A 15082-nucleotide genomic window follows, 5' to 3' on the forward strand; every position below is an offset into this window, starting at 1 on the left:
AGGACTGAAACGATGAGTAGAAATATTATAGTTACAGGTGGAGCCATTATTAAAGACTCTTGTGGAAGAATACTATTACAGAGACGATCAGATTATGGTGATTGGGGATTGCCTGGTGGCGGAATGGAAGCCGGTGAGACCATTGAAGAGACCATGATTAGAGAAGTAAACGAAGAAACGGGGCTTACGGTTAAGCAATATCATTTACATGCGATATATACCGGAGAACGAATGAAGTATACATATCCTGACGGTAATAAAGTTGTATTTGTGATGTTCTTGTTTAACGTAGAAGCTGACTTAGACGGCAAACTCGCTGAGGATGGCATTAATCTCACATATAGAGATCCACAAAATGAATCCTTACAGCTTATGTTTAAGAGCATTAAAGACATTGTCCTAGACGACATTAATATTGTACAAAGACCTATTTTTATTGATCTGAAAAAAGATGATACTACTAGCCTTTTAAGAACATGATAAAAGGATAAGAGAAATAGCCAAGATCATAGTAAAGGGGTTCTCTATATGAATGAAGCGCTCCAAACATACCTAAAGGATATACAATTTTCAGGTGATCTCAAGAAAGACATCGAAGCCTTTTTTGCAGCGCATGAAGATGATGAAACTCTGTCACATATACTCTCGGTTGCTTCAGAAGCCAAACGTGTCGCTATACTTTATGGAGCTGATCCTGCAAAAGCGGAACAGGCTGCTTTACTTCACGATATTAGCAATGTTGTTCCTGTTACTGGAATGTTGGATTTAGCGAAGAAACTATCTATTGAAATTATGGATGAAGAGTACACCTATGGTCGCATCGTGCATCAGAAACTGTCCAAAGCTATGGCGAGGGAAATCTTCAACATCACCGATCAAGAGATATTAGATGCAATCGAATGTCATACAACTTTGAAAGCAAAAGCATCTCTTATGGACAAGGTTCTCTTCATTTCAGACAAAATTTCTTGGGAGCTTCCAGGGGATCATCAATACTTACTTGATGCTAGATACAAAGTAGATGAAATGAAATTAAATGAAGGCATTCTGATATATCTGAATCAGGTATGGGAGAATCGTTCCAAGCTAAAATTGATACATCCATGGCTAATTCAAGCGCGATTAGAGCTTATGTCTACGTTTCCTGAATTAGAAACAGAACGATTTATCCTAAGACAGATCACACATGACGATGCGAAAGATATATTTCAGACCTTTTCGCTGGATGAGGTTACGAAATACTACGACGTGGAGAGCTTTGCGAATATTGAACAAGCAGAGCAACTCATTCAAACCTGGCATCAGAGGTTCGAGAACAAACAGGCTATTCGCTGGGGGATCGCTCTGAAGTCTGACAACCGAGTGGTGGGGACATGTGGGTTTCACGGTTGGGCAGAGAATCATCATAAAGCTGCAGTCGGGTATGAGCTCACGCCACAATTCTGGCGCCAAGGGGTAATGACAGAGGTCTTAGGGAAGATCATTGAATATGGGTTTACTACGCTTGAATTAAACCGAATTGAAGCCTTTGTTGAACCTGAGAATGCAGGCTCAAGAAGGGTGCTTGAGAAGGCAGGCTTCCAAGCAGAGGGTTTATTGAAGGATAATTACTACTGGAAGAACCGGTTTGTAGATAACGTCATCTATGCTTTGATTAAAAAAGACTTTAAGAAGATGACAAGATGAATTTCGTAACAAGATGAATCGAACACACTGGAGAATCCTTTTAAAAAGAACATCAATTTGAGTGCTATATCCAGAGATTTTGTTAGGCATAAATCGTACTTATAAGGAGCTACACCGATGTCACTTGGACTCATCATTGTACTTGTCGTGATTTGGTATTATTATAAGTTTCCGAGGAAAGATCAGATTCATACTCAGGCCGTGCCGAACGCTTATTTTATCGAATCTAACAACGAGATGCCTATGCAAGACCATTATGAATGTGCAGCATTTTCTAGTGCTTTTGTTCTGCGACACTTTGGAGTCGAAGCCGATGGTCAGAAATTATATGAGAAGTATCCAAGAAAATTGTTGGATGGAACCATTAGTCCTAAGGGGATCATTGTCTTTTTCAAAAGATTAGGGTATGATGCGTCCTACCTTCGGGGAGATATTAACACGCTGAAGAAGCAAATAAGTCAAGGTAACCCTGTGATTATGTTCATCCGAGTAAACCCGAAGCAACGATATCTGCATTTTGTTCCAGTTGTAGGTTATGATGAAACGCATTTTTATTTAGTGGATTCATTAAGTCATACCATTAACTGTAACGAAGCGCATTATAATAGGAAAATTGCAATTCGTGAGCTGGATGGCTTATGGAGAACGTGGCTTCCTTTTTGCCAAAATTCGTATATCGTCGTTAAGCCCAAGTAGAGAAGGAGAAGTAAATGATTGTACTAGATATGGTTATGAACCTGTTAATTGATAGTTGCCCTTCTTATAAGGAAAGATCAGAGAATTATATGAAAGAAAATTACGAAGAAGGCGAAGAAAGGCTGCTATATGTAGAAATGTCTGATTTGGCTGAACATATTGTTGCTCTGTATAAGAACAAACAAACCGATGAATTTGATAAGCTATTCGAAACGATTGAACTTCTACATACTGAAGGAAACCATGAGGTTAGAGCGTTAGCATCCGTAGGTCTTTTGGAGGATATTCAGAATCATATTCTACGCGATGAGAAGTTAACCCTGGCAGCATTTGAGACGTATCTAGGAACAGTGTCACTTGAATGGTGGACGCACTTAATTAATTTTTGGGAAGGCAAAAGTGACTACCTTGGTGGACCCGTTAAGAATTAGAAGCTATTCAAAAAGTAAAAAACAAACACATCACACAACAACTAGAGGTGAACGTATGAAAGAGAAGTCAATCCTTGATATAAGACTGTTTGAGGAGCCAACACGTAACAAGCCTCTTCCTCCCTATGCCGGAAACATATATGAGGTACATCAAGATCGCTTCAGTAACGCTAAAAAACGGGACATTGTGCTTCAAACCAAGGGTTTCAGAACGTGCGGCTTATCATATTAAATCTTACCAAACCCCTATTCAAGTTCATATTGCTGATATTCCAGTTATAAGTTAACCTCACCGAAAGATGAACGCTTATGTTCATTTTTCGGTTCTTTCAGTTTTGTTGATCAAATATTTAATCCAATGAACAAGTTTTATGCCTGGCCGCATATACATTACTGAAACAGGTCAAGACTTCGGCTTTCCTAGGTCAATGTATATGAACGGAGGGAGAGACATGGGCATTGAATCATCATGGATGTTTGATTTGTTTGGAACGGTCTTTCCAATTGTGTTTGTCCTGATTATAGGTATCGTATTGTTATCCGTGGGTAAAGAAGTGTGGAGATGGGGACGTAATAATACCGAACCCTTACTTACAGTCCCTTCACGAATTACAGGCAGGAGAATGCAGGTTAGTCAGTCGCACGCTGAATCTGGCAGTTCAGCCCGTACATTATATTACGTCACCTTTGAAGTGGAGAGTGGGGATCGTCTCGAGTTCAAAGTGAGGGGAGAAGAGTACGGTCTATGCTCGGAGGGGGATGAAGGGCGTCTTTCCTTCAAGGGCACACGTTATGTAGGCTTTGAGCGCAACAATCGACGGTATACAGAGCGTGTGCACGGATAACTCGACTGGCTTGCGCCATCACGGCGTAAGCTTTTTTAATGTCTTTTTGGTGGACAAGCGTTTCTTAACAGGGTAAACGTGTTTTTATATATAAGAGAGATTCTTTTCCAAATCACTGATGCCTTCATTCGACATATGTTTGTCAGATAAGGATCATCCTAATTCATAGATTACAGAGGAGGAATAGTTATGTCATTCACAGATCAAGTCGTCGTTGTGACAGGAGCTGCTCAGGGGATTGGTCGGAGTGTGGCTGAGGCTTACGCCGTTGCAGGCGCAAAAGTGGTATTGGCGGACTACCAGGAAGCAGAGGGCGCAGCAGCGGCGGCTTCCATACGCAATGAAGGCGGCGAAGCCATCTTTGTTCAGTGTGATGTCCGGAAAGAGGAAGAAATTACGAATCTGATCAACACAACGCTTGAGGAATACGATCAAATTAATATATTGATTAATAATGCAGGCGTCGCTAGATGGAAATCTCCTTACGAACTCACGGTAGATGAATGGGACGATGTGCTTAATACCAATGTAAGAAGCACCTTTCTTGCTAGCCGTGAAGCGGCGAAGCATATGAAGAATAACGAACATGGAGGTGCCATCATCAATATGGCATCGACAAGAGCATCGATGTCTGAGCCCGAGACGGAAGCTTATGCAGCATCCAAAGGAGCTATCGTTGCTCTTACACATGCTATGGCAGTCTCACTTGGTAAAGATCATATTCGGGTCAATTGTATCAGTCCAGGGTGGATTGAAACAGGAAACGTTGATGAATTGAAAAAAGCGGATCATGAGCAGCATCCTGCTGGACGTGTGGGCATTCCTTCGGATATCTCCCGCGCATGTTTATATTTGTCGGATCCGAGCAATACCTTTGTCACAGGGACCAACCTGATTATTGACGGAGGTATGACTCGAAAAATGATATATGAGGACTAAAACCGGGATTTATTCAATCGGGTACGTCCACGTCACGATATAGCACACTTAAGCCCAAGTTAAGCACTTGGGCTTATTTGATTTTAATAACTCGGTTGCTATAATGAATGTGATTTTATAACAATCTACGAATGGAGGGAGTTTATGTTCGGGAAATCATCCCGGAGGCTACTATGGCTCTTATTGCTGATTGGAGGGATCATAATGACTGGCTTTGAATCGACTGCTGAGGCTAGCCCTGATGTTAGAGCTGCCTGGGTGTGGCAGACGAATTCGATCCGTGACGGAGGAGATGAGCTGCTTGCGAATGCAGCTAAACATAAGATTAACAGACTCTATGTAAATGTGAATATGAACCTTTCAACCGAGATATATCGTGAATTTATTGCCAAAGCGACTGAGGCGGGCATTGCTGTGGAAGCGCTCGGAGGTGACCCTTCTTGGGCAATCGAAGGTCGTGAGGATCCTATGCTTCGTTTGGCTTCATGGGTGAGTGAGTATAATCTAACGGTGGAAGCAGCAGAAAGGTTTGACGCGATTCATCTCGATGTTAAGCCTTATGTTCTACCAGCGTGGAATACGAATGCGTCAGCGTTAGTGCAATCTTGGATGAATAATATGACCTTGTTACAGAAACAGGTAGAACAGAATGGAAATATTCAGGTGAATGTGGATTTACCTTTTTGGCTCAATTCTTATACGGTAGCAGGGAAAAGAACGACCGAAGATGCGGATAACGAAACGTTATCGCACTGGTTCATTGAGCGGTTTGATCATATTACTTTGCTTGTATACCGTGATACTGCACAAGGCAATAACGGTATTATTCGCTTGATTGAAAAGGATATGAAGGAAGCAGATGTCCAAGGCGTATCTGTAACTGTTGGGGTGAACACCAAACCAATGCCTGGTGAAGAGTTCACCACATTTGCAGATAAAGGAACAGCCGAGCTTGAAGCCGTAATGAATGAAGTAGCAACTTCGTTTCGTGACCACACGTCTTATGCTGGAGCAGCAGTACATGACATTGTGTATTGGAATCAGTTATCTCCAGAAGATGAACCCGCACCGGAACCTGCTCCAGAGAATCCAGTTAGCCCACCCGACATTCGTGGAACTTACATCTGGGAGGCTTCTCAGGTAACAAACGATGGCGGGGATCATATTCTCGAATTTGCTAGAGAAAAAAATATTAACTTCTTGTATGTCCGCCTTGACCTGGAGCAGCCCTACTCTAGCTACCGATCATTTGTGAAGCGTGCTGCGGCACAAGGGATCGAGATTCATGCTATGGGCGGTCATCCGATCTGGGGGAAAGCCGAGAATCGTCCACGTATTCAACGATTAATTGATTATGTAACGAATTATAACGCTGAAGTTGAAGCTGATGAACAGTTTAAGGGGATTCATCTCGACATTGAGCCTTACACCTTGCCTGAGTGGCAATCAGATCGAGATACGCTGTTAAGTGAGTGGGCAGCCAATATTGCTTATTTCCACGAAGAAACGAAAAGACATGGCGATTTGGAAACGAGTGCAGATTTGGCTATCTGGCTTGATACATTTCCACTGCCAGGCAAGAACGTCTCGGTCAGTGAATTTATGATTGACACATTAGATCATGTGTCACTTATGGCATTCCGTAATTCAGCCGAAGGCTCCAACGGCATCGCGGCTGTTGTTAGTCAGGAGATGGAGATCGCTGATCGTTTAGGCAAGCCGTTAATGATTTCGGTCGAAATGAAGGAGAATTTCGAAGGCAAGCATATTTCCTTTTATGAGGCAGGAGCATCAGAGATGGAACGCCAATTAGCTTTATTACCTAACCTTCTGTCTGACTTCCAAGCTTATCAAGGTAATATTGTACATGCTTATGATTATTGGGTAGAAGCCAAGCCTTAAATAGGCGAGTTATATAGGAAATTCGATCTCCTGGAATCTCACACGTGTTGAGGTTCCGGGCTTTTTTTTGTGAAAATTCGATATGATCTTGTCACCGAATAGGCTCCTGCACAATACGATATACGGTGATGAAGAGCTGATGCAGAGGAGGAAGCAGAACATGGCTGTAATCAAAGCCAACTCAGAAGATGTCAAGCTGCTTGCAAGGCTGTTGAGAGCAGAGGCTGAGGGCGACGGCGAGCAAGGCATGCTGTTAGTCGGTAACGTTGGCGTAAACCGAGTTCTGGTGGATTGCTTGGATTTTCGGGATATCCGGGATATCAATCGCATGGTGTTCCAGAACCCCGGCGGATTCGAGTCTACGCAGAAGGGATACTTTTACCAGCGAGCCAGACAATCCGAGATTCGACTAGCCCAGCGCGTGATTAACGGGGAGCGCATATGGCCAGCCAGCAATTCTCTATGGTTTTTCCGTCCTGTAGGTGATTGTCCGCCAACGTGGTATAACCAGCAAAATACCGGCCGTTTCAAAGCACATTGTTTCTTTAGTCCTACTGGGGAAGACTGTCCAAGTGTCTATTAATAACAATTTTTGGGAGGAATCATCAATGATTAATCAGCCTTATCAACCAACACAGGTATTGGGTCAACAAGCGAATTCACAAGTACAAGGAACATCTTACAAAATCGGTAACGGTGCACCTTCTATGTCTCCAACACCTGGAATGGTGTCACCAAGCTCGACAACTGTTCCTCCGCTCGTGTCCAGTGGTAGCCCGATGACGCCTACAGGAACCGTTGTAACAACGACAGCGCCACAGTTTGAACAATCTTACATCGAGAATATCCTGCGTCTTAATCTGGGAAAATTCGGTACATTCTATATGACGTATGAAGGAAACAAAGAATGGAATGCACGGATCTTCCAAGGTATTATTGAAGCAGCAGGTCGTGACCATATTATCATTAGTGATCCAAAAACAGGCAGACGTATTATGTTGCTGATGGTTAACTTCGACTATGCAACATTTGATGAGCCGCTGTTGTACCAATATCCAGGTGTGATTGGTAACTATCCGCAAGCACCGAGCAGACGTTAGTCCTTAACCTATAGGACGATAAGTAACATACCTAGAACATAGTTCTCCATAGGCTGCTTCTGAGTGTAGCGTAATTCTACATTCCAGAAGCAGCCTTTAATTGACTACATGTCTGAAATCTTGCTCCTGTTCTAAGAAACGTCCTAGGAAAGACATTTCTCCACCTCGGTTGCATTGATCTATACTTAGAATCGGATAAAAGGAGTACAGCGTTACTTTCAACTCGAATGTCTCATCTATTACAGGTTTGAAAAATTTAATTCAATGAAGTAACCTTACGAGCAAGTTGTGGCACTTATAGATAAGACATGAGCATTGGAACAGAAGATGCATCATGTTTCAGACTGACAAACAGAAGATTCAATACGTTCAACATAAGGAAGGAACTGATTAGCAGTGAAATTATGGATTGAAGGGGCTGTGCGCGGTGAGCCTGATGCATACGAGCATCTGGTTAAACAATTCCGAGGGATGGCTCATACGGTAGCATTCCATATACTTAAGGACGAATTTTGGGCTGAAGATGTCGTACAGGAAGCCTTCACCGAGGCGTTCTCGAATCTGAGTCGTTTGGACAAGCCTGAGGCGTTTCCTGGTTGGTTCAAAGTGATTGTAGAGAGACAATGTTACCGCTGGTTGCGACGCAAACGGCACGCCATCATTCCTGTAGAGGAACTCTCGCATATACACAAAGAAGATCAGTCGAATGATCCCGAACAGCTATTGTTGCTGAAGGAACAAAATCGTATGTTGCATGATCTAATTGGGAGTTTACCCTCATCGATGCAACTTGTTGTAGATATGTTTTATTTCAAAGGGTACTCATTGAACGAAATTTCGGACTTTTTAAATGTATCTATCTCGGCGTTGAAAAAAAGATTGTTTGATGCTCGTAAAAAACTTAGACGACACATCCCTGTGGCAGACATAACTTCCGTATTTACCAATCTCTATGAAGGAGGAGAAGGCATGCTTCATATTACCAATGGCGACCATGCAGCAGATCGTATCAGACAGAGTGGAATTCAGGGGGACGTTCTCGTCTGGAGAGAGCTATATCCATTTGGGCCTGTCTCTAGAGACATGGCGGAGCAGAAGGAAAGAAGTAGACGTGTAGCCTACCTAGAACGTGAATTAGGCATCCCTCAGTCCGTATATTTACAGATTGCCGAGCTGGAGCGGAAGCTTCAATCTTTGCATAACGAAAAGGAGATTGTTTTGTGGTTTGAGTATGACCTGTATGATCAAACGATGTTATCGTACCTGCTACACTTTTTCCAAGGACAATCGCTTGGAGATATTACCCTGCATCTGCTATGCATTGGTTCTCATCCCGAGATTGAACATTTCAGAGGGCTTGGACAGCTCACACCCAAACAAATTGGAAGCTTATCGGGAACATGGCATGTCATAGGCGCGGAGGAAATGGAAGCTGGTCGTTTGTTCTGGGAGGCATATACCTCCCAGAACATCCAGGATCATATCGAGTTCTTAACTAAAGACACATCTGCTTATCCCTTTGCACGTACTGCATTTCAGGCTCATTTGTCCCGACTGCCTTCGATCAAGAATGGTTTGGGAATCATCGAACAGACCACCTTAGAGGCGATCAGAGAGGGGATGGATCGTCCTTATCCACTATTCAAGCATGTTGGTGACCAGCTTCATTGGCTTGGGATGGGTGATCTGGAGTATTGGGCTCATCTACGGAGAATGTCATCTGTGCCAAATGCTTTACTATCGGTAACTGGTGCATCGAGATTTCCTGATTTCCAGCAGCATAGTGATGAGTTCCGGGGTGCATTTCTCTCTCTAACTCCCCTCGGAATGCAGGTGTTAGATGAGGAAGTGGATTGGGCAAGCCTTCGAAGAGAAGAAGCTTGGTTCGGTGGGTTAAGAAACGAGGAAGGCAAAGAGCCTCGCTGGCGCTGGGATGTTACATCCAAACGTGTAATTGTATTAGAATAACTGAAGTTGAATGCGCACATCAACCCAACGCAAATACCGCTAGAATACTCAAATAAATAAAGGAGTATCCATCATGTTGACCATGATTGGGATACTTCTTTATTTTTAAGAACTGTGGTGTCCAACTCATGATTGTCTATATCGAAGGTCTGCCTGTACGTACTAATCAAATATGTAAAAGAAATGGCGTTTTCATGTTATTTGTAAAAGAAAAAGCTAGTTTACGTCATTTCAGTGTCATAGGACACGGATTGACTGTGTAGTTTAGAGTTATATAATAAAAGAAGCATATCCTTGTTATTCGACACAATAAGGGCGGAGGTGGAAGTATTGGGAAGTTGAAACTGCATATGAGCGGCAGAATGGCTAATATCCTACATTTTCGAAGGAGGTGGACCTATTTGCCGAAGAATAACGGCGAATAGGATGAACATTTGAGTGACCCCTTACCGAGTATTTTAAACTTAGTATTAATCGGTTTACTTGTATTGATGAATGGTTTCTTCGTATCGGCAGAATTCGCGATGGTCAAAGTTCGCGGTAGCCGCATCGAAGCTTTGGTGGAATCAGGCAACAAAAATGCAATTTATGCTTCCAACATTGTACGTAATCTAGATGCTTATCTATCTGCGTGTCAGTTAGGGATAACGCTAGCTTCACTGGGACTTGGGTGGCTGGGAGAACCGGCAATTGCTCACTTGCTTGAGCCAATGTTTACGGCATTTGGGTTAGGTCCTGTTTATGTGCATGGCGTTTCGATTGCCATTGCTTTTGTTATTATTACGATTTTGCATATTGTACTCGGGGAACTTGCTCCCAAAACGATAGCAATCCGTAAATCGGAGACGGTCACGTTATGGTCTGCGGCACTGCTTACGTTTTTCTACAAATTAATGTATCCCTTTATATGGGCTTTAAATGGAATGGCGAACAGCCTTTTGCGCATGTTCCGGATGGCACCGGCCTCCGAACTGGATGAAGCGCATAGCGAAGATGAAATACGCATTCTAATGAAAGAAAGCAATAAGAGCGGTTTAATTGACAATACTGAATTGGCGCTTGTTGATAATATATTTGATTTTACGGCAACGACCGCCCGTGAAATTATGATTCCGCGGACGGAAATGATCTGTCTGAACGCCAATCAGTCCATGCTGGAGAATCTGGAGATCGCCAGTGAAAGCATGAGAACCCGTTATCCGGTATATAACGGTGACAAGGATCATATCATCGGTTTTATTCACATTAAAGATCTGATGAAATCTCAATTAACCGATACGATTTCCGTCATTCGTCCAATTCTTGCCGTTCCCGAGTCAACACCAATCAGTGACTTGCTCAAACGCATGCAGCGCGGTAAGACACAGATTGCGATTCTGATTGACGAGTATGGAGGAACCTCAGGACTTGTAACGCTTGAGGATATTATGGAAGAGATCGTTGGTGAGATTCAGGACGAATTCGATCAGGAACGTCCTGCGATTGAGCAAGTGGATGAAATGGAGTACTCGATTGACGGGCTTATGCTGATTGAAGAAGTAAGTGAGCGTTTCGGATTAGAGATGGATCGATCGGATTATGATACGATTGGTGGATGGCTATACTCCAGAGTCGAAACAATTCCGCCTGAGGTGGGACAATCGGTAGAGTATGGTGGACATCTCTTCGTCATCCAGGAGACAGAGCACAAACGAATCTCCCGTGTAAATGTGATTAAGTTAGAGATGTTAGTGGAAGAAGAAGGGGCTTGATATAAGCTCTAGAAACAGTGTGCATTTATATGAAAAGTCATCTATCCACAATAATAGAAACCGTACAGTGTTGTCATTCACTGTACGGTTTTTCTTTGGTTAGTATAAGAAGGAGGACTCATACCTCACATGGAGAATTAAAATTGAGTTTTATCTCTTTGAAACGAATGTAAGCTAAACTTCGTACATCAACTATGGATATCCATAGTTATTCATATGATGAAATGGAGGATGAGACAGATGTTGAACAAGCGTTTGAACCCGATCCTTAAAGTAGCACTAGCAGTAGCTCTGACGTTACCTGTATTACTAACCATAACTAACGGAGAACTCCAAGCGGCTTCAGAGAGTACTATTGTCAAACCAGTAGCTTTGACCCCACCGCCACCAGAGATGGAAAGCATGCAGAGTTTGGCTCCATTAACACATATTTATAAAGCAAATGGCGCGGTCGTTCCAGTAGGTGGACTTTCGGTTCATGTGTATACCAATACGGCAACATATAATCAGATGAAATCATTAAAGGTAGACTACCGTCTCGAACGTTGGGACGGATCGACTTGGATCGTGTATCGTTCAGGTACTTCAACGAAAAGTAATACAAACGTGTTAAAGGCCCATTCGGATTGGACAGTGATATCTGGTTATTACTATCGTGTAGTCAGTGTGCATACCGCAATGGACGGATCAGACACCGAGAAGACAACACATATATCTGACACGGTATTGTTCTAGCCAATATGGTGATCAAGGACTGGTCGAAGGAAACCTTTGCTTCTGCAGATCATTTGCAATAGCTAGCATTTCCGCTTTATTAATCGTACCAAACATGCTCACATTAGTTGATCCCATCATCCATTGGAACGTGTTATACGGTGGACCAATTGCTATAAGTGCTTCGCTCCCATCATCCAAACGAACCATATCTGTCTCACGTAACACGGGTGCTGTATCAACTTGACCAGGTCGGATCCACATATAATCAAATTGAATGACTTCTTCTTCGATATCATTCACCCAAGTAGAATAACGTACACGCATATGGTCTGACGCATAGTCTCTGTCATCAGACGAGTTCGGCTGCTCGCTATCTTCCTCACGATCTTCAAGGAGTAGCTCGAACTTCACATGTGTGAATCGTTCAGGAATGGCGTTGGATAAGAGAAAATCGCCAAGAAAACCTGAACGAGCCTGCTCTTCAGTGACTTCAACAGGGCCAAATGTACGGTCGTATTCAACAGGCAGGTCAGCACCCTCAATGATGGTAATTGTAGGAGCATCCTCAATACCTGGTTCAGGTGGTGGAGGAGTTCTGGCCGTTGAAGGATCTTTCCCAACGATCTGTTCCGTACCATCTTTGATGACGATGGATTTCATTCCATTTCCCCAATCTTTTATCGTTTGCACAAAAGGGGATACGGCTTGTGTGCCGGCTGGGACACTAAACAACAGTGCACCTAAGGCAACGGAAGCTGCCACAACACCAGATAACCAGAAGGTTTGTTTTCGTCTTCTGCGTTTACCTATTTTATTAATCTCGGTTTGCACATTAAGCCAGGATTCCTGCATGCTCTTGGTTTGTTCCTTACTAGGGGGAGGGGAAGCTGAAGCAGCCTGTCGGAATGCTTCATCAAAAGCTAAATCGAAGGCATCATCAAAATAGTCATCTTCCAACTCTGCGTATGACTCGTGATCATGCTTATCTAATTTGCCTTTGCTCAATGCTGCCACCCCATTCCTTATGTAGTTGCTTCTTAATGCTTCCCCGAGCGCGGAATAACCGTTGCTTAACAATCTCTTCCGATGTATTCAAAATCTCAGCCATCTCTCGGTAGGAGAGTCCGTCTTTCCATCGCATCTCGATCAGAACACGATATTCAGGTTTGAGTTGGCTGAGGTAAAATTCAATAGATTCCTGCATCATTTGTGTTTCAACTGTGGTTTCGACAGAAGCTGAAGTCTGATTAATCGTCTCCATATCTATAAAAACACTATCCGTATCCAGTTGGTTACGGTTATTTTTATTTTTTCTCAAATAATTAATGGCTGTATTTCGTGTTACGACTTTAAGCCATGCCTTTAGTTTTAATTCACTCTCGAAAAGAGGTTTGTTTTTAATGATTTTGATAAAAGCTTCTTGAATGATGTCTTCAGCAGCGGCACGCTCTTTGATGATATAAACGATGAGGCCATGTACCATATTATAATATTCATAATACACTTCTTCCTGAAGTGCAGGGCTCAAATTATGGAAATCTGAGGCTAAAAGTAATTGGAGCCGATTAGCCATGATGTTCTCCTTTCTGGTGAAGAATCTACAAACATTGGTATCATTTCATTTTACAGCATTATATGGAAGTCTAACAATATCATCGTTTTACATACTGAACGAAAAATATTAAAAAAAGACCGCCTAGTCTAACCATAAATATGGTTGATTAGGCAGTCTTTTATTGTAGTTTTAGCTATAAATGTTGTTGCTAGAATACATGCGTCCTACTAGAACGCCCAGTCACCTTTCAGGAAGATCGCTTCACGTTCACCACTTGTTGTAATGCCGTAGATATCTGTCTCGGGCGAACCCATCATGAAATCTACATGTGTGATACTCGTATTCATACCACGTGCGGCGAGCTCTTCTGGGGACATCTTTTTGCCACCATCGATATTAAAGGCGTATGAACTACCGATTGCAAGATGACAGGATGCATTCTCATCATAGAGTGTTGTGTAATATAAAATGCCGCTTTCGGAGATCGGAGAGTGGTAGGGTACCAGAGCAACTTCACCCAAGTAATGAGACCCTTCGTCCATATTAATCAGACGTTCAAGCGTATCATATCCTTCCTCCGCATGAAAATCAACAATCCGTCCATTTTCGAACGTTAGCGTGAAACGATCAATAATGCTTCCGCCATAGCTTAATGGTTTCGTGCTGGATACTGTACCATTAACGCCGTGTTTTGCTGGAGCTGTGAACACTTCTTCTGTTGGGATATTAGCTACAAAAGGAGTACCTTGTTCATTCACACTTCCTGCCTGAGCCCAAATATGTCCTTCTGGAAGCTCAACGGTTAGATCGGTACCAGGTGAGATAAAGTGAAGTGCACGATACTTTTTGTTATTAAGCGCAACAGCCTTGTGTTCTAAACGCTCGATGTGCTGATCCCAAGCTTGGATAGGATCTTCTAAATCTGCCCGTACGGCAGCGAAGATGGCTTCCCATAGCTGTTCCATCTGCTTAGATGCAGGAAGGTCTGGGAATACTTTAGCAGCCCAGTCAGGGGAAGGGCAGGCTACACCTGTCCAGCTCATTTTATCTGCCTGCTGATATTGACGGTATTTAGCAAGTGCCTGACCATAGGTTCGTTGATGCGTCGAAATACGTTCCGGATCAATTCCTTTCAACAAGTCAGGGCTTGATGACAGAACAGTTAAGAACGCTGCGTTGTTTGCAGCAAGTTCTTCAAGCTCAGCAGCATGCCATTTCGGAGGATCTTGGAATGATTGTTCCGGAGCCATCTCGAATCGTAGCCGATTCACAGTTTCGTCACTGAATTTTACAATGACTTTCTTGGCACCGGCTTCATACCCCTTACGTACCAACAAGCGTACAAATTCAACTGTATCTATCATGGCACTGATCACAAAAATTTGTCCTGGTTGTACGTTTGCTCCTACTTTGACAGCGAGCTCCGCATAACGATCCAGCTTTTGTTCAAATGTTAACATCTAATTGTCTCCTTACTTTAATCGTAGTCATT

Annotated in this window: 15 protein-coding genes; 12 read left to right on the plus strand and 3 right to left on the minus strand. The window is 42.9% G+C overall.

All coding sequences use genetic code 11. The features are described from left to right. Positions 1–12 precede the first annotated feature (12 nt). The 12 genes from V6W81_RS14320 (at position 13) to V6W81_RS14375 (ending at position 12053) form a co-directional block, all read left to right on the plus strand. Positions 13–480, plus strand: a complete 468-nt coding sequence (locus tag V6W81_RS14320) for an NUDIX domain-containing protein (RefSeq protein WP_145047671.1) — start codon at positions 13–15, stop codon at positions 478–480. Positions 481–528: 48 nt separating this feature from the next. Next, a complete protein-coding gene (gene yqeK, locus V6W81_RS14325) occupies positions 529–1686 on the plus strand; it encodes a bis(5'-nucleosyl)-tetraphosphatase (symmetrical) YqeK (RefSeq protein WP_338543865.1) in 1158 nt (385 codons plus the stop codon). A 117-nt stretch (positions 1687–1803) separates the two neighbouring features. Next, the gene (locus V6W81_RS14330; RefSeq protein ID WP_338543866.1) at positions 1804–2382 is read left to right on the plus strand and encodes a cysteine peptidase family C39 domain-containing protein; all 579 of its coding nucleotides are present in this window, start codon (positions 1804–1806) and stop codon (positions 2380–2382) included. Positions 2383–2396: 14 nt separating this feature from the next. Further along, positions 2397–2813 carry a DUF7674 family protein gene (locus tag V6W81_RS14335; RefSeq protein ID WP_338543867.1) on the plus strand — a complete coding sequence of 139 codons (417 nt, stop codon included), beginning with the start codon at positions 2397–2399 and terminating at the stop codon, positions 2811–2813. Between the two features lie 452 nt (positions 2814–3265). Further along, positions 3266–3658, plus strand: a complete 393-nt coding sequence (locus V6W81_RS14340; protein ID WP_145047675.1) for a DUF2500 domain-containing protein — start codon at positions 3266–3268, stop codon at positions 3656–3658. A gap of 189 nt (positions 3659–3847) precedes the next feature. Beyond that, positions 3848–4597, plus strand: a complete 750-nt coding sequence (locus V6W81_RS14345) for an SDR family NAD(P)-dependent oxidoreductase (protein WP_056691527.1) — start codon at positions 3848–3850, stop codon at positions 4595–4597. Positions 4598–4801: 204 nt separating this feature from the next. Next, positions 4802–6499, plus strand: a complete 1698-nt coding sequence (locus V6W81_RS14350) for a hypothetical protein (RefSeq protein WP_338543868.1) — start codon at positions 4802–4804, stop codon at positions 6497–6499. A gap of 160 nt (positions 6500–6659) precedes the next feature. Then, complete coding sequence (locus V6W81_RS14355; RefSeq protein WP_145047678.1) at positions 6660–7082, plus strand: cell wall hydrolase; 423 nt, start codon at positions 6660–6662, stop codon at positions 7080–7082. Positions 7083–7107: 25 nt separating this feature from the next. Beyond that, positions 7108–7599: a spore coat protein GerQ gene (gene gerQ, locus V6W81_RS14360; RefSeq protein ID WP_145047679.1), complete on the plus strand. Its 492-nt coding sequence runs from the start codon at positions 7108–7110 to the stop codon at positions 7597–7599. 396 nt (positions 7600–7995) lie between these two features. Next, positions 7996–9567: a sigma-70 family RNA polymerase sigma factor gene (locus V6W81_RS14365; protein WP_338543869.1), complete on the plus strand. Its 1572-nt coding sequence runs from the start codon at positions 7996–7998 to the stop codon at positions 9565–9567. Between the two features lie 434 nt (positions 9568–10001). Next, positions 10002–11318, plus strand: coding sequence for a hemolysin family protein (locus V6W81_RS14370; RefSeq protein ID WP_338543870.1), 1317 nt, complete (start codon positions 10002–10004; stop codon positions 11316–11318). A gap of 240 nt (positions 11319–11558) precedes the next feature. Next, positions 11559–12053: a hypothetical protein gene (locus V6W81_RS14375; RefSeq protein WP_338543871.1), complete on the plus strand. Its 495-nt coding sequence runs from the start codon at positions 11559–11561 to the stop codon at positions 12051–12053. A 12-nt stretch (positions 12054–12065) separates the two neighbouring features. Here the strand turns inward: V6W81_RS14375 and V6W81_RS14380 are convergent, their stop codons facing one another. From V6W81_RS14380 to V6W81_RS14390, 3 genes are all read right to left on the minus strand, one after another. Further along, entirely contained in the window at positions 12066–13040 is a 975-nt protein-coding gene (locus V6W81_RS14380) for a hypothetical protein (RefSeq protein WP_338543872.1), read from the minus strand. Next, the gene (locus tag V6W81_RS14385; RefSeq protein ID WP_145047684.1) at positions 13018–13608 is read right to left on the minus strand and encodes an RNA polymerase sigma factor; all 591 of its coding nucleotides are present in this window, start codon (positions 13606–13608) and stop codon (positions 13018–13020) included. Before V6W81_RS14385 ends, V6W81_RS14380 begins: the two co-directional genes overlap by 23 nt. A 209-nt stretch (positions 13609–13817) precedes the next feature. Further along, a complete protein-coding gene (locus V6W81_RS14390) occupies positions 13818–15050 on the minus strand; it encodes an aminopeptidase (protein ID WP_338543873.1) in 1233 nt (410 codons plus the stop codon). Positions 15051–15082: the final 32 nt, after the last annotated feature.

Origin of the sequence: Paenibacillus tundrae (genome assembly GCF_036884255.1) — a bacterium.
GTDB lineage: Bacteria > Bacillota > Bacilli > Paenibacillales > Paenibacillaceae > Paenibacillus.